Below are 15,815 nucleotides of genomic sequence, written 5' to 3'. Positions count from 1 at the left end.
CGGTACGATCGTTCGCCTTGACGGACTGGGTGTCCGTTGTTCATTGTAGAAAACATGCGTTCGCTTCTCCGAACACCCGAGTCCGGCTCGCTGGTCCGGGACAGTTCACTCGTCTGGCTGGCCGGCGGCATCGTCGGCGTGTCGTTCGGTGCCGTCTCCGTCGCGGGCGGGCTCCCGGTGTGGGTGCCGGTGCTGATGTCGCTGGTGGTGTACGCGGGCTCGGCCCAGTTCAGTACGGTCGGCGTGCTGCTCGCCGGGGGCGGCCCGCTGGCCGCGGCGGCCACCGGTCTGCTGCTCAACACCCGCACGGCCGCCTTCAGCCTCGCGGTCGCGGAGATCATCGGCCGGGGCCGGGTCACCCGGCTCCTGGGGGCACATCTGGTCACCGACGAGACGGTCGCCTTCGCCCTCGCCCAGCCGGATCCGGTACGGCGCCGCAGGGCGTTCTGGATCTCCGGGCTCGGCCTGTTCGCCGCGTGGAACGCCGGGGTGCTGATCGGGGCGCTCGCCGGGAGCGCCCTGGGCGACACCGCCCGCTACGGCCTGGACGCCGCCTTCCCCGCCGTACTCGTGGCCCTGGTGCTGCCCGCCCTGCGCGCGGACGCGGCAGTACGACGCTGTGCGCTGCTCGGCGCGGCGGTGGCCCTGGCGGTGACGCCCGCCGTGCCGGCCGGGGTACCGGTGCTGCTGGCACTCGCCGGGCTGCTCCTGCACGGCCGCGGTGAGCGGGCCGCCGTATGAACGCGACGGTGGCCGCGGTCCTGGCACTGGCGGTGGGCACCTACGCCTTCCGGCTGGTGGGCCCGGTGCTGCACGGGCGGGTGGAGATCCCGGCGCGGGTACAGGAGCTGGCCTCGGCGGGGGCCGTCGTCCTGCTCGTCGCGCTGGCGGCGACGGGCGCGCTGACCGAGGGCGGGGGCTTCGCGGGATGGGCGCGGCCGGTCGGAGTCCTCGTGGGCGGGGTACTGGCGTGGAGGCGGGCGCCGTTCGCGGTGGTGGTGCTCGGCGCGGCGGGCACGGCGGCACTGCTGCGGGCGGCCGGGGTGGCCTGAAGGCGACCGGCTGTCAGTGCCCTTCGCTACGGTCCCCGCCCATGACCGACACCGACTTCCTCACCGCCACCCGCACCTTCTACGACGCGATCGCCGACGACTACGCCGACCGCTTCCGGGACGACCTCGCCGCCAGGCCGCTGGACCGGGCCGTGCTCGGCGCGTACGCCGAACTGGTCGGCACCGGCGGCCCGGTGGCCGACCTCGGCTGCGGTCCCGGACGGACCACGGCCCGCCTCGCCGCCCTCGGCGTGCCGGTCTTCGGACTCGATCTGTCGGAGTCGATGCTCGCGATCGCCCGCCGCGAGAACCCTGCCTTGCGTTTCGTCCAGGGCTCGATGCTGGACCTGGACCTGCCGGACGGCGGCCTTGCGGGGGTCATGAGCTGGTACTCCTCCATCCACACCCCTGTGGAGCTGCTGCCCGCCCTCTTCACCGAGTTCCACCGGGTGCTCGCCCCGGGCGGCCACCTCCTGCTCGGCTTCCAGGCCGGTGACGCGCCGCGCCGCCACGACAGCCCGTGGGGCCACCCGGTCTCGCTGGACTTCCAGCGGCGCCGCCCGGAGCGGATGGCGGAACTGCTCGCCGGGGCCGGTTTCGCGCTGCTGTCCCGCACGGTGCGCGAAGCGGACGAGGACCTCGGCGAGTCGACCCCGCAGGCGTTCCTGATCGCGCGCAAGCCCCTCTAGAGCCGCCCGGCGATGTCCAGCGCCGCGACGTACCCGAACGTCATGGCCGGGCCGATCGTCGATCCGGCGCCCGCGTAGCTGTGCCCCATCACGGCGGAACTGGCGTTCCCGGCGGCGTACAGCCCCGGGATCACCGAACCGTCGGCCCGCAGCACCCGCGCCCGTGCGTCCGTCACCAGCCCGCCCTTGGTGCCGAGGTCGCCCGGCACGATCCTGAAGGCGTAGTACGGCGGCAGCCACAGGGGCGCCAGACAGGAGTTGGGGAGGACGACCGGGTCCGTGTAGTAGTGGTCGTAGGCACTGTCGCCCCGGTGGAAGTCGGTGTCCTTGCCGTTCAGCGCCTGGGAGTTGAACCGGTCGACGGTCGCTCTCAGGGCGCCGGCCGGGATGCCGACGGCCGAGGCGAGGGCGTCCCAGCTCCAGGCCTTGTGGACGGCACCCGAGCCGTACCAGTCGTCGGGCAGGACGAAGGCCGGGGCGACGTCCCGGAACAGATACCGGTTGCGGTAGTTCTGGTCGACGATCAGCCAGGCCGGGATGTCGGGGTCGGTGGGGTTGCGGTCGTACATGGTGTGGACGACGTCGCTGTACGGGGCGGCCTCGTTCACGAAGCGGCGGCCCGCCGCATTGACCATCAGGCCGCCGGGGAGGGTGCGTTCGGCCAGGCAGAAGTACGGCTGGCCGGGGAGCGGGATCGCCGGTCCCCACCAGGCGTCGTCCATCAGACCGAGCGCGCCGCCGGCCCGCTCCCCCGCCCGGATCCCGTCCCCCGTGTTCTCCTTGGCCCCGACGGTCCACTCCGTGCCGATGGGCCGGCGCTGGTACTGCGCCCGCATGGCCGCGTTGTGCTCGAACCCCCCGGACCCGACCACGACCCCGCGCCGTGCGCGGAGGAGCCCCGGGGACCCGTCCCGGGTGACGACGGCCCCCGTCACCGCCCCGCTCTCCGTGTACAGGTCGGTGAGCGGGGTGTCCAGCCGGAGGGGCACCTGGGCGTCCAGCAGTCCCTTGCGCAGTCCGGCGGCGAGCGACTGCCCCATGGTGAGCGGCTTCTGCCCGAGCAGGGCCGCCTTGGTGCCGCGCGCCAGGCACTCGGCGGCGACGGCGGCCCCCTTGACGCTCACCGCGGCCAGGGCGAGCCACTTGTAGTCGGCGCTGAAGACCACCATGCCGGCCGGCACCTGCAGATACGGCGGGTTGAGACGGGCGAGTTCGGCGCCCAGGACGTTCCCGTCGAGCTGGTCGGGTTCGATGGAGCGCCCGCCCGGAAGGCCGCCCGGCAGCTCCGGGTAGTAGTCGCTGTAGCCCTCCATCCACCGGAACCGCAGCGGGCTGTTGGCCATGACGAACGAGATCATGGCGGGTCCGTGGGCGAGAAACGCCTGCTGCCGCGAGGCGGGCACGTCCGCCCCGACCACGGCGGCGAGATAGGCGGCCGCCTTGGCCGGGGTGTCCGGTACACCGGCCGCCAGGAGGACGGGGCTGTTGGGGATCCAGATCCCGGCGCCGGAGCGGGCGGCGGACCCCCCGAAGGTGGCCGCCTTCTCCACGACGACACAGCTCAGCCCCTGTTTCGCGGCGGTGAGCGCGGCCGTCATCCCGGCCGCCCCGGCCCCGATGACGAGGACGTCGTACGTGCCCAGGAGGGGTAGGTCGGCCGCACTGGCTCCCTGCTGGGTCCCGGTCACCGCGAGGGCGAGCCCGGCGCCCGCGGCGGTGCCGAGCACTTGTCTCCGGGTAGGTGAGCCGGTGCGTGTGGCGGCCATGGCAGGTCCCTCCGAGGCGGGCTTGGGGGACCGGAATGTCGCGCGAGGGTCTTGTGAAGTCAAGAGCTAGGCGTCGGCCAGCACTTCGAGGCAGTCCTGCCGGGCCGGCTCGCTCAGCAGGGCCCGCCAGCGGGTGAAGAGGGCGAGCAGATCGAGGCCGTGCTTCGCGCGGAAGTCGGGGTCGCGGCGGGCGAGGTCGAGTTCGTTGGCGGCGGTCAGCTCGGCGAAGTCCCGCAGCAGGCCGGGGGCGGGGCGCAGGGTGTCATGCGTGAAGCGGTCGCGGAAGGGGGAGTTGTGGTCCGTGAGGGTCGGATAGGTGGCCCCCCGGTCGCAGCTCGCGTAGAAGTACACGATCGCCTCGGCTTCGGTGCCGATCACCGTCCTGAGCTCGGGGCGGCGGTCGAGCGGGAGCAGCGCGGAGGGAAAGCCGTCGGTGCCGTAGGCGGCATGGCACAGGCCGGCCAGCCGGAGGGCGGGGCGGGCGTCCCAGAGGGCCAGTCGCTCCCGTACCCGGTCGAGGTGGGCGAGGAGGGTGCCGCCCGGGTGGGCGAGGGTGCCGGCGCCCAACTGCCCCAGGAGTTCCCGTGCTTGTGCCACCGTCCGGTCGTCCATGCGCCGTCTCCCCTCGGCAAGAGCGGTCGGCACCCGCTCCTCTTCCCGGGGGAGGAGCGGGTTGCCGCCTGGGCCCGGAGAAGAGCTTCGTCCTCGCCCGGCATTTCAGTCAATCCTTGGGATTTGTCACCAACTCCAAGTGCTAGCTTGGATGTTGTGACCCTCGACGACCTGCGTGTGTTCGTGGCCGTGTGCCGGGCCGGAAGCCTGAGCGCGGTGGCCCGGGATCTCGGGTGTACGCAGTCGGCCGTGAGCCAGCACGTCAAACGCCTGGAGCGGGAGACCGGAGTGGCCCTGCTGGAGCGGCAGCCGCGCGGGGTCGTGCCGACGCAGGCGGGACGGATACTCGAAGCCGCGGCCGCCGAGGGCATCTTCGGACTCGACCTCGCCGTACGGCAGTTGCGGGACCTGGTCGACGGGCACAGCGGGTATGTGCGCGTGGCGACCGGGGCGACGACCGTACGGCACTTCATGTCGGAGGCGGTGGTCACCTTCCGCCGCCGCCATCCGAAGGTGAACCTCGAGTTCCGCACGGTCAGTTCGGGGCGCGGCAGCTTCGACGCGCTCGCGGACGGCACGCTGGACCTGGCCTGGATAACGCTCGGTGCGCCGGTGCGGGGGATCGAGCAGCGGGCGGTGGTGGAACTGCCGTGGGTGCTGGCGGTACGGGCGGACGATCCGCTGGCGGAACGCTCGTCCCTGGCCGCCGGTGAGCTGACGGACGTACGCCCGATCCGGCTTCCGCCGAACTCCGCGTCCGCCGCCCATCTGGAGGCCGCGTGCGCGGAGTCGGGGGTGCGCTTCGCCTACGACACCAGCGTCGCCGACTGGGACACGGCGCTCCTGCTGGCGGAACTCGGCGTGGGACGCGCGGTCGTCCCCGCCCTGCCGGGGCTCGCCGTCCCCGGCGCCGGCCGGCTCCGGCTGATTCCGCTGCCCGCTCTGCGCCCGCTGCCGGTCGGCTGGGCGGTGCGCCGCTGGGACGCCCTCGGCCCACCGGCCCGCGCCTTCGCGGACACGGTCGTCGAGAGCGCTCGCGCCCAGGCGGCCTGAGGGGTCCGGGCGATGCGCGCCCCGAACCCCCGCGCCCCGAAGCCCCGCCGCCCTCAGCTCACCAGGCCACCGGCAGCTCGATGGGGAACCGCCGGATCGTCTCCGTGTCCCAGCGCACCTCCTCCGGCGCCACCGCCAGCCGCAGCTCGGGGAACCGTGCCAGCAGCCGTCCGATCGCCACCTCCAGCTCCGCCATGGCCAGCGGGACGGCGATGCACCGGTGGCCGCCCCAGCCGAAGGTCATGTGGGGGGCGTTGCGGCCGGGCAGGTCGGGATCGATGACATGGGGTTCCGGATAGCGCACCGGGTCCCGGTTGGCCGCCAGGTACGACACATGGACGAACTCGCCCGCCCGGATCTTCACGCCGTCCATCTCGACGTCCTCCATCGCCACCCGGGGGATGCCGACCCCCTTGCGGAACGGGATGTACCGGAGCATCTCGTGGATCGCGTTCGTCAGGTTGTCCGGGCGCCGCCGCAGATAGTCGGCCAGCTCGGGCCGGGTCAGCAGCAGATACGCGATGTTGCTGATCTGGCAGGTGGCCGTGTCCTGCCCGCTGAGCACCAGGGTCAGGGTCATGACGGCCAGTTCCCTGTCGTTGAGCTGGTCCTCGCCCTCCCGCGCGGCGGCCATCGAGCTGATGATGTCGTTGCCGGGGGTGCGGCGGCGCTGCTCGACCATGGCGCCGAAGTAGTCCGTCAGATCGGTCTTGACCTTGGCCGCCGCCGCCCTGTTGTCCGCGCCGGTGACCAGGAGCCGGTGGACCTGCTCGCGCATCCGGGACCACTCGTCGCGGGGGATCCCGAGCAGATGGAGGATCGTGTGCTGGGGGAACGGGTTCGACAGATGCTGCACCAGGTCCGCCGGCGGTCCCTGCTGTGCCATCTCGTCGAGCAGGGAGTCCGCGAGCAGGACGATCCGCTCCCGCATCCCGTCGACCTGCTGCTGGGTGAACGCCTGGGAGGCCAGGCGCCGTACGCGGCTGCTGTGCGGCGGGTCCATGACGTTGATGGACTCGGGGGAGACGATGGGCTCCGGTGTCATCCGGGGATAGTCGTGGCCCATGATCTGCGCCCGGCTGAAGCGCTGGTCGGAGCAGACCTGCTGGACCGAGCGGAAGCCGGTGACCAGCCAGGCGCCGGCGTCGCCGTACGGGAGCCGAATGCGGGTGAGGGACTCGCGTTCCATGATGGCCGCGAGCTCGGGATCGAAGTCGAGGGCGTCGCTGTAGTCGAACGGGCAGGTGATCGACTCGTCGCTCGTGCTCATCAGGCACCTGTCCCCTTCATCGGCGTGACATTGGTGGCGTCCACGACGGGGCGCAGGCGCCGCGCCAGGCTCACGGCGTCGCCGACGGCCCAGTAGTGGACGAAGAACAGGCGGGGCTGGTCGTTGAGGTTGTGGTGGTGGAGCTCGACGAGATCGGCGCCGCCGCGCCGGAGCCCGGCGAGGACGTCCTGGACCTCGTCGGCGATCACGGCGAAGTCGCCGCTGATCGCGGCCCGGCCGCGGCCGAGCGGCTGGAAGTTGAACGAGGTGGTCGAGCCGAAACCCGGCGGCAGGAGGAGATGGCCGTCGGTGATGGTCTCCCTGCGGACGAACGTGCTCTGGTAGACGCCGCTGTCGGCGGTGCCCTTCACCCCGAGCGCGGCGTCGATGGCCGCGGTGTCCAGGTCGAAGGGCGGGGCGAAGGGCACGACGGGGGGCACGGCGAAGGCGGCATGGGGCTTCGGGAACGGGGTGGCGGTGCGGTCCAGGGCGGCGCGCAGTCCGCGGGCGACGGCCACCGGGTCGGTGCCGTGGGCGTGGAGGTGACACCACCAGACGTCGGGCCGCTGGGCCAGCAGATGCTTGTGGATCGCGGTCTGCCCGATCCCGTGCTCGTGCAGGGCGTCGCTGAACGGCTGGAGTTCGCGCTCGGTGACCACCGCGTCGCCCATGAGGAGCGAGCTGCCGTCGGCGTACCGGACGAAGGACACATGGCTGCCCAGGGCGAGCGCGGGGGCGACCCTGATGCCCCGGGAGACCACATGGAGGTCCCGGCGCAGCAGGGGCGTGTGGTACATGAACCGCTTCATGCCGCCCGGTGCGCCGAGGGCCGCGCCCACGTCCGCCCAGTCGGCGAGTCCGGTCATCACCGGCGGGATGGGGGTGTGGACCGGCTCGGCCCCCGGGCCGGCGGTCGCGGCGCGGGCGGGGGGAACCGCCCCGATCGCCCCGATCGCTCCGGTCAGTACGGGCGCGAGGGCGGCGGTGGCCAGCACGCGACGCCGGGACGCTGTCGGTCTGGGGTCGGCATGCTGCTGTCGGTCGTCAGTCATCTCATATGCCTCCTGGCGCGATGGAAGCACGGGAGAACTCCCGGACCCGTGATCTGCACCGGCACATGGGCCCAGGTGGGCTAAGCGGGCTGGAGCGGTCGGATGAGCCGACCGCACACCGCCGGACGGGCCGGGGACCCTACGCCCTGTCGTACAGCTCCTCGACCTGTGCCGAGAAGTCGCGCATGACCGCCTCCCGGCGCAGCTTCATCGACGGGGTCAGATGGCCCGCCTCCTCCGTGAAGTCGACCGGGAGCACCGCGAACTTTCTGATCGACTCGGGGCGGGAGACCAGCCGGTTCGCCTCGTCCACCGCCCGTTGCAGCAGCGCCCTCAACTCGGGGTCGCCCACGAGGAGTTCCGGCGGGACCGGGTGCCTGCCGTTCATCTGGCGCCAGTGGGTGATGCCGTCGGGGTCGAGGGTGAACAGGGCGGTGACGTAGGGGCGGGCGTCGCCGACGAGCATGCACTGGGAGATCAGGGGGTGGGAGCGGAGCCAGTTCTCCAGCGGGGCGGGCGCCACCGACTTGCCGCCCGCGGTGATCAGCAGCTCCTTCTTGCGGCCGGTGATGGTCAGATAGCCCTCGTCGTCCAGCTCGCCGATGTCGCCGGTCGCCAGCCAGCCGTCGCGGGTCGCGGGGACGACCCCGCCCGCCTGCGGGTCCCAGTAGCCGCGCAGCACATGGTCGCCGGCGATGAGGATCTCGCCGTCCGCCGCGATGCGGACCCTGGTGCCGGGCAGCGGCCAGCCCACCGTTCCCAGCCGGGGCTTCAGGGGCGGGGTCACGGTCGAGGCGCCCGTCGTCTCCGTCAGCCCGTAGCCCTCGAAGATCTCGATGCCCGCACCGGCGTAGAAGGCGGCCAGCCGGCGGCCCAGCGGGGAGCCGCCGCAGATGGCGTACTTCACCCGGCCGCCCATCGCGGTGCGGATCCGGCGGTAGACCAGCGGGTCGTAGAAGGAGCGGGCGGTCTTCAGGGAGCGGCTCGGGCCGTTGCCCGTGCCGGTCTGCCGGGCCTCCAGCGCCTCGCCGTAGCGCTGCGCCACCGACACCGCCCGGTCGAAGGAGGACGCGCGGCCGCCCGCCTCGGCCCTGGCGCGGGCGGTGTTGAAGACCTTCTCCAGCATGTAGGGGATGGTCAGCAGGCAGGTGGGCTTGAAGGCCGCGAGGTCCGGGAGCAGGTCCTCGGCCTTCAGGCTGGGGGCGTGGCCGAGCCGTACCCCGGCCCGGACGCATGCGATGGCGACCATGCGGCCGAAGACATGGGACATGGGCAGGAAGAGGAGGACCGACACCTCCTCGCCGGACTTCGCCTTGAAGATGGGGTAGAGGAGCTCGATCGCGTTGTCCACCTCGGCGAAGAAGTTGCCGTGCGACAGGGCGCAGCCCTTCGGACGGCCGGTGGTGCCGGAGGTGTAGATGAGGGTGGCGAGCGTGTCGGGGACCAACATGCCGCGGCGTACGCCGACTTCGCCGTCCGGCACCGGTGCGCCGAGCTCCGCCAGACGGCTCACATGGCCCTTGTCGATCACCCACATGTGCCGCAGGTCGGGGAGGCGTTCGAGTTCGGGGCCCATGGCGGCGGCCTGCGTCGAGGTCTCCGTGACCAGGGCCACCGCGCCCGAGTCCTGGAGGATCCAGCGGGTCTGGAAGACCGAGGAGGTGGGGTAGACGGGGACGGTGACGAGGCCGGCGGCCCATGCGGCGAAGTCCAGCAGGGTCCACTCGTACGTCGTGTTGGCCATGATGGCGATGCGGTCGCCCGGTACCAGCCCCTCCGCGATCAGGCCCTTCGCCACCGCCAGGACCTCCTGGGCGAACCGGGCCGCCGTCACGTCCTCCCAGTCGCCGCTCGCCGTCTTGCGGCTGAGGACCACGGCTCCGGGTTCCGCCTGGGCGTTGTCGAACGGCAGGTCCGCCAGCGACCCGTGCGTCACCGGCGGGGCGAACGGCGGTACGGAGGCCTCGCGTACGGCTCCGTCGAGGCGGCGTGTCTCGGGCTCCACGAGGATCGGCGCGCCGTCGTAGTCGGTCGCCGAGACCGTCGCGCCGGAGGAGAGGGGGGCGTTCGGGTACGGGGTGGACACGGGGCGGCTCCTCGGGCGTGCAGCGGCGGACTGCTTGCTGCATGTCGTACGTGCCTCGCGCACCGAGGCGTTCAGCGGCGGTTCGTCCAAGCAGGGGTTACCGCTGGTCAGGCAGGCGATCGTACGGGGCCTCTGTGGCGGGCTTGTGCGCTTTCGGGAATGGTCCGGGGACGGGGCTGTGCAATCTCGCGGGTTGCGTGAGGGAGGTTCAGGTTCCTGACGGGATCGCCGTGACATAGACTTACCTTCGGTAACCTTACTCTAGAGTAAGCAAATCCGACCCAGTCTTGCGGGAGTTGGAGACATGGCCGACCGCTACCTCAGCTTCACCGGCGCCGCACCCGGCCGCTTCCTGGCCCCCGAGACCACCGCCCGGCTCGCCCACCCCGCCTCCGGCGCGGTGAACGGGCAGGTCGTGCGGGTCTGCGGTCAGAGCCTGCTGGGGGCCTGATGTCCGCCGCCGTCGTCCTCACCGGCTCCCCCGCCCTCGCGCCCCTGCTCGCCCGGGGCGCCCTGCACTCGCCGTTCAAGCGGCCCCGGCCCGACGCCGGCTTCCCGCGCACCCGGCTGGTGCTGCCCGGTGTACGCGTCGACCTGGCCCGGCTGGCCGCCTACGAGCGGGTGTGCGGCTTCGCCACCGGTGACGACTCGCTCCCGGTGACCTATCCGCACGTCCTCGGCTTTCCACTGGCCATGCGGCTGATGAGCGGCCGCGACTTCCCGCTGCCGCTGCTCGGCCTGGTCCACACGTCCATAGAGATCACCCGCCGCTCAGGGCTTGCGGCCACCGGGGAGTACGAACTCTCCGTGCACGTCGACGGGTTGGCGCCGCACCGGCGCGGGACGGAGGCGACCGTCGTCACCGAGGTGCGCGGCGGCGGGGCGGTCGTATGGGAGTCGCGGAGCACCTATCTCGCCCGGCACCGGACCGGTTCCGGCGCGCCCCGGCAGACCGGCCGCGAGCGGGGGCCGCTGCCCGCCGTCGCCGAGTGGCGGATCGCGCAGGACGTCGGGCGGCGGTACGGGGTCGCGTCCGGGGACCGCAACCCCATCCATCTCCACCCGCTCAGCGCCCGTCTCTTCGGCTTCCCCCGGGCCATCGCGCACGGCATGTGGACGGTGGCCCGCTGCCTCGCCGCGCACGGCACGCCCGGGGCGGTGCGGGTGCGGGCGGAGTTCCGCGCCCCGGTGCTGCTGCCGGGCACCGTGCGCTACGCGGCGGACGACGCGGGCGGCTTCGAGCTGCGGGACGGCGAAGGGCGGCACCTCCATGTGGCGGGCGAGGTGCGGCCGCTCACGGCGTGAACAGGGGGGCGAACAGCAGGTGTCGAGGCCGACCCGTACCAGCTTCTCGTCGGGGAACTGGCCGAGCCCGCCCCCGCCAACCTCCAGCTGGTCCACGGCAACATGGGCGAGGTCCTCGACCGCACCGACCTGCTGGTCACGGTCGGCTCCACGGCCGCCCTGGAGTCGACGCACCGCGGGATACCGACCGCGATCCTCACGGATTTCGGCGTCCGCGGTTGGGGTCTCCCCTGCTCGAACGGAGTTGAGAGCTTGGGGAAGCACGGCAACCACTACTTCCTCCACTCCGGGTGCCTCGCCTCCTGGGACGACCTGGACGCCGGGGCGCTGCCCGTGCCGCACCCCGCGTGGGCGGACGCGCAGGGCATCGGCAAGACCGACCCGTACGCCGCTGCCCGCGCCCGGGTGGCGGACCTGCGCGCCGCGGGCCCGCTGCCGCCCCTGCGGCCGTACTACACGCCCCAGCGGGCCGGGATCCATCTCACCGGTCTGCTGGAACGGCACGGCTTCGACGAGCGGGACCGCCGCTGCCCGGTGGGGCGGGTGCGGCCGGTTCGGGGTGCGTGCAGAATGCCGTACGGAGGGTCGCGCGCAGCGGTGCGAAGAGGCTGTAGCGGGTGGGGCGTCAGCGGGTGGCGCCGGCGCTGCGGCGGTGGGGAGCGGCGTAGGCCACGGCTAGTCGGCGGTGAGGGGCGGGGACCAGGGCCGGCCCTCCATCAGGTTGCCGAGCCCCGCCCACGCGAAGTTCATGAGGGTCGCCGCGGCCTGGCGGGCGGTGACGCCGGGGGTGACGTTGGCCCAGGCGGCGAGGGACTCGGCGGCGCCGACCAGGGCCTCGGCAAGGCCGGCGACCTCACGCTCGGGAAGATCCGGAGCATGGGGGTCCCGCCCTGCTCGAGCGCAGCCGAGAGCCTGGGGGAGCGCGGCACGCGCGGCAACGACGATGAGATGGGTCACGAACACGACGAGTTCCTCGCGCATCGCGGCGACCTCGGCGGCGAACGGCTCGCCGTGGGTGCGGGCCTGGAGGTGCAGGATCGACCAGCCGTCGGGGTGTTCGGCGGTGTGCGCGAAGAACGCCTGCAGCCCGTCCCAGAGCTGGCGGTCGGCGGGCAGCCCCGACCGGACGCCGTCCCGCACCGCCTGCGTCAGCGCCTTGCCCTCACGGCGTATGCATGCCGTGAACAGGTCTTCCTTGGAATTCAGGTACAGATACACCAACGGCTTGGACACGCCCGCCAGTTCGGCGATCTCGTCCATCGACGCGGCCATGTACCCCCGCTGGCCGAAGGTCCGTACGGCGGCGTCGAGCATCTGCTGCTCCCGCACCGCCCGCGGCATCCGCTTGGTCTTCAGGGCACCCATGAGGGCAAGCCTAGTTGGGCCCCCGGGCACTCAACGCGGGGAAGGCGCTAGGAAGTCTGGCCGTGGGCCCGCGCGGTGTCGTCCGCCACGTCCTCCTGGTTGCGGTTGGCCTCCAGGTTCGACTTCATCCGGTCGACCTTCTGGACGATCCGGACGGACGCCCGGTCCCGCTCCTTGCGCAGCACCACCCAGCTGATCGGCGCCGAGAGCACCATGGCGAGCAGGAGGACCCACAGGAAGTTCGAGTCGCCGAAGCCGCGCGGGAAGACGCCGGCGTAGACAGCGCCCCAGACGACCAAGAAGCAGCCCGCGAAGATACCGAGCCGCATCAGCGTGTAGCGGAGCATCTCAATCCACACTTCCGTTTCGAACGGTCCTTACGCCACAAACGGGCACCGTCCAGTGAAGCACGTCCGGGACCCGATCTTGCACGGGGGGCGTGCGGACCCCTCACACGAGCGGCAGCAGCATGGTGATCTCGTCCCGGTCGTCCCCGGGGGCGACGCGGACCGCGCCCGGCACCCGGCCGACCTCCTTGTAGCCGCAGGAGCCGTAGAACCGCTCCAGGCCGTGACCGCCGCGGCAGCCGAGCCGTATGGCGTCGATGCCCTCGAAGCCGCGGGCCGCGTCGGCGGCGGCCGCCAGCAGGTCCCGGCCGTACCCCTTGCCCTGGTGCCGCGGGTGGACCATCACGGTGCAGAGCCACACCCAGTGGTTCATCAGCCGGTGCGTGTTGAAGGCGAAGAACACGGTCGCGGCCACCTCCCCCGCCTCGTCGTGCCCGACGAGCAGCCGGACCCGCCCCTCGGCCATCGCCACGAGGTGCTTCACGAGCTCGGGCCGTATCTCCTCCCGCCCCACCGGCGCCACGAACCCCACGGCGCCGCCCGCGTTGGACACATCGGCCCACAGATCGAGAACCCCGTCACGGAGAGCAGGAGTGACGGAGGGGTCGAGAGTGAACGTAAGGGGCATGCGCGCCGGGCCCTCAGACACGCATCGGCTGCGGGGACTCGCGCCGCGCCGGGTCCGGGCCGTCGTACTCGCGGATGATCTCGTAGCGGGTGTTGCGCTCGACCGGGCGGAAACCCGCGTCGCGGATGAGGTCCAGCAGGTCCTCGCGGGTCAGCTTGTTCGGGGTGCCGTAGTTGTCGGCGTCGTGGGTGATCTTGTACTCGACCACCGAGCCGTCCATGTCGTCCGCGCCGTGCTGGAGGGCGAGCTGGGCGGTCTGCACACCGTGCATCACCCAGAAGACCTTCACGTGCGGGACGTTGTCGAACAGGAGCCGGGAGACGGCGAAGGTCTTCAGCGCCTCCGCACCGGTGGCCATCTGGGTCCTGGCCTGGAGCCGGTTGCGGATCTTCCCGTCCTTCATGTCCACGAAGTCGTGCTGGTAGCGCAGCGGGATGAAGACCTGGAAGCCGCCGGTCTCGTCCTGCAGCTCACGCAGCCGCAGCACGTGGTCGACGCGGTGGCGGGGCTCCTCGATGTGGCCGTACAGCATGGTGCACGGGGTCTTGAGGCCCTTCTCGTGCGCCAGGCGGTGGATCCGGGACCAGTCCTCCCAGTGGGTCCGGTGGTCCACGATGTGCTGACGGACCTCCCAGTCGAAGATCTCCGCGCCACCGCCGGTGAGGGACTCCAGGCCCGCGTCGATGAGCTCGTCGAGGATCTCGGAGGCGCTGAGCCCCGAGATGGTCTCGAAGTGGTGGATCTCCGTCGCCGTGAACGCCTTCAGCGACACGTTCGGGAGCGCGGCCTTCAGCTCGCGCAGCGAACGCGGGTAGTAGCGCCACGGCAGGTTCGGGTGCAGGCCGTTGACGATGTGCAGTTCGGTGAGGTTCTCCGACTCCATCGACTTGGCGAGCTTGACGGCCTCCTCGATGCGCATCGTGTACGCGTCCTTCTCGCCCGGCTTGCGCTGGAACGAGCAGTAGGCGCAGGAGGCCGTGCACACGTTGGTCATGTTGAGGTGGCGGTTGACGTTGAAGTGCACGACGTCGCCGTTCTTGCGCGTCCGCACCTCGTGCGCGAGGCCGCCCAGCCAGGCCAGGTCGTCCGACTCGTACAGCGCGATGCCGTCCTCGCGGGTCAGGCGAACGCCCGCCCGCACCTTCTCCTCCAGCTCGCGCTTGAGCCCGACGTCCATGCCCACACCTTTCTCCGACAGCCCGACCAAACCTACTCCCCCACCCTTCGGGCGGGCGGTGCCCCCATACGGCGCTGCGCGCCTAGACCTCTTCCGGCAGTTCCCCGACCCGGTTCTCCCACTTCGTGGACAACACGATGGTGGTACGGGTCCGGGAGACGCCCTTGGTCCCGCTCAGCCGCCGGATGGTCTTCTCCAGCCCGTCCACGTCCGTCGAGCGCACCTTGAGCATGAAGGAGTCGTCGCCGGCGATGAACCAGCAGTCCTCGATCTCCGGCAGGTCCTTCAGCCGGCGGGCCACGTCCTCGTGGTCGGCGGCGTCGGAGAGCGAGATGCCGATCAGGGCGGTGACGCCGAGGCCGAGGGAGGCGGCGTCCACCGTGGCGCGGTAGCCGGTGATGACGCCGGCCGCCTCCAGCCGGTTGATGCGGTCGGTGACGCTGGGCCCCGACAGGCCGACGAGGCGTCCCAGCTCCGCGTAGGAAGCCCGGCCGTTCTCTCTCAGGGCCTGGATGAGCTGCCTGTCCACCGCGTCCATGCGATCGAAGCCTTCCGCTGAAGAGTTCCAGAAGTAATGAGAGTTGCTGCGACTTGCTCAGATGGCGGTCACGCCGTGCGGGTTCCGCCGCCTAGTTCGCCCGCCCAGCGGCGGTAGAGGCCGTGTGCGACGCCCGCCGCGTCGAGGACCCGTCCGGCGACGAAGTCCACCAGGTCCTGGATGTGGGTCGCCCCCGCGTAGAAGGCCGGCGAGGCGGGCACCACGGTCGCGCCCGCGTCGTCCAGGGCGACCAGGTGCCGCAGGGTCTGACCGTTCAGCGGGGTCTCCCGTACGGCCACGACCAGCTTGCGGCGCTCCTTGAGGGTGACGCTCGCCGCACGCTGGAGCAGGTCCTTCGAGAGGCCGAGCGCGACGCCCGCCACGCAGGCGGTGGAGGCGGGCACGATGAGCATCCCCTTGGTGGGGTACGACCCCGAGGACGGGCCGGCCGCGAGGTCGCCCGCGTTCCAGTACCGCACCCCCTCGACGTCCGCATCGAAGGTCCCGGGCTTTCCGTCCGCCCCACGGGCCAGCCATTCCCGCAGGTCAGCCTGCCAGTGGGCGTCCCGGAAGGAGATCCCCGTCTCATCGAGCAGGGTGAGCCGCGAGGCCCGGCTGACCACCAGGTCGACGCTCTCACCGGCCGCGAGCAGCGCACGCAGCACAGCGGCCGCGTACGGAGTCCCGGATGCTCCGGACACCCCCACGATCCAAGGCACGCGCTGCGTTTCTCCTGCGTTCACACCTTGAGCGTACCGGTGGGGTGGGGTGTGCTCAGGACCGGTCGGCTGCCTCGGGGTCCACGGGGAGACGACTGGTGTCGGCCGTGAGACGCCCGAGCTTGGTGTCCACGTAGAGCTTGTCGCACGAAGCAC

17 protein-coding genes and 1 pseudogene are annotated in these 15,815 nt (G+C 72.0%); 7 read left to right on the top strand and 11 right to left on the bottom strand.

What is annotated here, in order from left to right:
- Nucleotides 1-54 precede the first annotated feature (54 nt).
- Genes ACFY1J_RS37255 through ACFY1J_RS37245 form a run of 3 tightly spaced genes read left to right on the top strand, consistent with a single transcriptional unit; the run spans nucleotide 55 to nucleotide 1,741 of the window.
- Nucleotides 55-741 (top strand): AzlC family ABC transporter permease, encoded by a 687-nt coding sequence (locus tag ACFY1J_RS37255; RefSeq protein ID WP_390711518.1) that lies wholly within the window; start codon nucleotides 55-57, stop codon nucleotides 739-741.
- Nucleotides 738-1,052, top strand: a complete 315-nt coding sequence (locus ACFY1J_RS37250; protein ID WP_390711517.1) for an AzlD domain-containing protein — start codon at nucleotides 738-740, stop codon at nucleotides 1,050-1,052. Before ACFY1J_RS37255 ends, ACFY1J_RS37250 begins: the two co-directional genes overlap by 4 nt.
- 41 nt (nucleotides 1,053-1,093) lie before the next feature.
- Nucleotides 1,094-1,741, top strand: coding sequence for a class I SAM-dependent methyltransferase (locus ACFY1J_RS37245; RefSeq protein WP_390711516.1), 648 nt, complete (start codon nucleotides 1,094-1,096; stop codon nucleotides 1,739-1,741).
- Here ACFY1J_RS37245 and kstD read toward each other — a convergent pair.
- Entirely contained in the window at nucleotides 1,738-3,507 is a 1,770-nt protein-coding gene (kstD, locus tag ACFY1J_RS37240) for a 3-oxosteroid 1-dehydrogenase (protein ID WP_390732749.1), read from the bottom strand. The two genes, ACFY1J_RS37245 and kstD, sit on opposite strands and share 4 nt — an antisense overlap.
- A 66-nt stretch (nucleotides 3,508-3,573) precedes the next feature.
- A complete protein-coding gene (locus tag ACFY1J_RS37235) occupies nucleotides 3,574-4,119 on the bottom strand; it encodes a DUF6817 domain-containing protein (RefSeq protein WP_390711514.1) in 546 nt (181 codons plus the stop codon).
- A 156-nt stretch (nucleotides 4,120-4,275) separates the two neighbouring features.
- Between ACFY1J_RS37235 and ACFY1J_RS37230 the strand changes: the two genes are divergently transcribed.
- Nucleotides 4,276-5,172: a LysR family transcriptional regulator gene (locus tag ACFY1J_RS37230; protein WP_390711513.1), complete on the top strand. Its 897-nt coding sequence runs from the start codon at nucleotides 4,276-4,278 to the stop codon at nucleotides 5,170-5,172.
- 58 nt (nucleotides 5,173-5,230) lie between these two features.
- On the opposite strand, the gene ACFY1J_RS37225 is transcribed toward ACFY1J_RS37230, so the two are convergent.
- From ACFY1J_RS37225 to ACFY1J_RS37215, 3 genes are all read right to left on the bottom strand, one after another.
- Complete coding sequence (locus tag ACFY1J_RS37225) at nucleotides 5,231-6,442, bottom strand: cytochrome P450 (RefSeq protein ID WP_390732748.1); 1,212 nt, start codon at nucleotides 6,440-6,442, stop codon at nucleotides 5,231-5,233.
- Nucleotides 6,442-7,494 carry a DUF1259 domain-containing protein gene (locus ACFY1J_RS37220; RefSeq protein ID WP_390711511.1) on the bottom strand — a complete coding sequence of 351 codons (1,053 nt, stop codon included), beginning with the start codon at nucleotides 7,492-7,494 and terminating at the stop codon, nucleotides 6,442-6,444. The genes ACFY1J_RS37225 and ACFY1J_RS37220 overlap by 1 nt, the downstream gene beginning before the upstream one ends.
- 139 nt (nucleotides 7,495-7,633) lie before the next feature.
- A complete protein-coding gene (locus ACFY1J_RS37215; protein WP_390711510.1) occupies nucleotides 7,634-9,580 on the bottom strand; it encodes an AMP-dependent synthetase/ligase in 1,947 nt (648 codons plus the stop codon).
- A 304-nt stretch (nucleotides 9,581-9,884) separates the two neighbouring features.
- Between ACFY1J_RS37215 and ACFY1J_RS37210 the strand changes: the two genes are divergently transcribed.
- The 3 genes and pseudogenes from ACFY1J_RS37210 to ACFY1J_RS37200 all read left to right on the top strand — a co-directional run.
- On the top strand, nucleotides 9,885-10,031 hold the full coding sequence (locus ACFY1J_RS37210) for a hypothetical protein (RefSeq protein ID WP_390711603.1): 147 nt from the start codon (nucleotides 9,885-9,887) through the stop codon (nucleotides 10,029-10,031).
- Nucleotides 10,031-10,885 (top strand): MaoC family dehydratase, encoded by an 855-nt coding sequence (locus tag ACFY1J_RS37205; RefSeq protein ID WP_390711509.1) that lies wholly within the window; start codon nucleotides 10,031-10,033, stop codon nucleotides 10,883-10,885. Before ACFY1J_RS37210 ends, ACFY1J_RS37205 begins: the two co-directional genes overlap by 1 nt.
- A 57-nt stretch (nucleotides 10,886-10,942) precedes the next feature.
- Nucleotides 10,943-11,236: pseudogene (locus ACFY1J_RS37200) on the top strand (DUF6716 putative glycosyltransferase); the annotation flags it as partial.
- Between the two features lie 324 nt (nucleotides 11,237-11,560).
- Here the strand turns inward: ACFY1J_RS37200 and ACFY1J_RS37195 are convergent.
- The 6 genes from ACFY1J_RS37195 to ACFY1J_RS37170 all read right to left on the bottom strand — a co-directional run bounded on the left by ACFY1J_RS37195 (nucleotide 11,561) and on the right by ACFY1J_RS37170 (nucleotide 15,659).
- A complete protein-coding gene (locus ACFY1J_RS37195) occupies nucleotides 11,561-12,250 on the bottom strand; it encodes a TetR/AcrR family transcriptional regulator (protein WP_390711508.1) in 690 nt (229 codons plus the stop codon).
- 47 nt (nucleotides 12,251-12,297) lie between these two features.
- Nucleotides 12,298-12,597, bottom strand: coding sequence for a DUF4229 domain-containing protein (locus ACFY1J_RS37190; RefSeq protein WP_390711507.1), 300 nt, complete (start codon nucleotides 12,595-12,597; stop codon nucleotides 12,298-12,300).
- A gap of 103 nt (nucleotides 12,598-12,700) precedes the next feature.
- On the bottom strand, nucleotides 12,701-13,225 hold the full coding sequence (locus tag ACFY1J_RS37185; RefSeq protein ID WP_390711506.1) for a GNAT family N-acetyltransferase: 525 nt from the start codon (nucleotides 13,223-13,225) through the stop codon (nucleotides 12,701-12,703).
- A gap of 13 nt (nucleotides 13,226-13,238) precedes the next feature.
- Nucleotides 13,239-14,402: an aminofutalosine synthase MqnE gene (gene mqnE, locus ACFY1J_RS37180; protein WP_390711505.1), complete on the bottom strand. Its 1,164-nt coding sequence runs from the start codon at nucleotides 14,400-14,402 to the stop codon at nucleotides 13,239-13,241.
- An 82-nt stretch (nucleotides 14,403-14,484) separates the two neighbouring features.
- Nucleotides 14,485-14,940, bottom strand: coding sequence for an Lrp/AsnC family transcriptional regulator (locus ACFY1J_RS37175; protein WP_363299771.1), 456 nt, complete (start codon nucleotides 14,938-14,940; stop codon nucleotides 14,485-14,487).
- Nucleotides 14,941-15,008: 68 nt separating this feature from the next.
- Entirely contained in the window at nucleotides 15,009-15,659 is a 651-nt protein-coding gene (locus ACFY1J_RS37170; protein WP_390711599.1) for a UbiX family flavin prenyltransferase, read from the bottom strand.
- Nucleotides 15,660-15,815: the final 156 nt, after the last annotated feature.

Origin of the sequence: Streptomyces sp. NPDC001406 (assembly GCF_042895285.1) — a bacterium.
GTDB lineage: Bacteria > Actinomycetota > Actinomycetes > Streptomycetales > Streptomycetaceae > Streptomyces.
This window is presented reverse-complemented; position numbering and strand designations above follow the sequence as displayed.

Bases quoted from the DNA above. Each gene is read 5' to 3' on its own strand.
- ACFY1J_RS37255 (WP_390711518.1), top strand. From the start codon at position 55: ATGCGTTCGCTTCTCCGAACACCCGAGTCCGGCTCGCTGGTCCGGGAC.
- ACFY1J_RS37250 (WP_390711517.1), top strand. From the start codon at position 738: ATGAACGCGACGGTGGCCGCGGTCCTGGCACTGGCGGTGGGCACCTAC.
- ACFY1J_RS37245 (WP_390711516.1), top strand. From the start codon at position 1,094: ATGACCGACACCGACTTCCTCACCGCCACCCGCACCTTCTACGACGCG.
- kstD (WP_390732749.1), bottom strand. From the start codon at position 3,507: ATGGCCGCCACACGCACCGGCTCACCTACCCGGAGACAAGTGCTCGGC.
- ACFY1J_RS37235 (WP_390711514.1), bottom strand. From the start codon at position 4,119: ATGGACGACCGGACGGTGGCACAAGCACGGGAACTCCTGGGGCAGTTG.
- ACFY1J_RS37225 (WP_390732748.1), bottom strand. From the start codon at position 6,442: ATGAGCACGAGCGACGAGTCGATCACCTGCCCGTTCGACTACAGCGAC.
- ACFY1J_RS37220 (WP_390711511.1), bottom strand. From the start codon at position 7,494: ATGACTGACGACCGACAGCAGCATGCCGACCCCAGACCGACAGCGTCC.
- ACFY1J_RS37210 (WP_390711603.1), top strand. From the start codon at position 9,885: ATGGCCGACCGCTACCTCAGCTTCACCGGCGCCGCACCCGGCCGCTTC.
- ACFY1J_RS37205 (WP_390711509.1), top strand. From the start codon at position 10,031: ATGTCCGCCGCCGTCGTCCTCACCGGCTCCCCCGCCCTCGCGCCCCTG.
- ACFY1J_RS37195 (WP_390711508.1), bottom strand. From the start codon at position 12,250: ATGGGTGCCCTGAAGACCAAGCGGATGCCGCGGGCGGTGCGGGAGCAG.
- ACFY1J_RS37190 (WP_390711507.1), bottom strand. From the start codon at position 12,597: ATGCTCCGCTACACGCTGATGCGGCTCGGTATCTTCGCGGGCTGCTTC.
- ACFY1J_RS37185 (WP_390711506.1), bottom strand. From the start codon at position 13,225: ATGCCCCTTACGTTCACTCTCGACCCCTCCGTCACTCCTGCTCTCCGT.
- mqnE (WP_390711505.1), bottom strand. From the start codon at position 14,402: ATGGACGTCGGGCTCAAGCGCGAGCTGGAGGAGAAGGTGCGGGCGGGC.
- ACFY1J_RS37175 (WP_363299771.1), bottom strand. From the start codon at position 14,940: ATGGACGCGGTGGACAGGCAGCTCATCCAGGCCCTGAGAGAGAACGGC.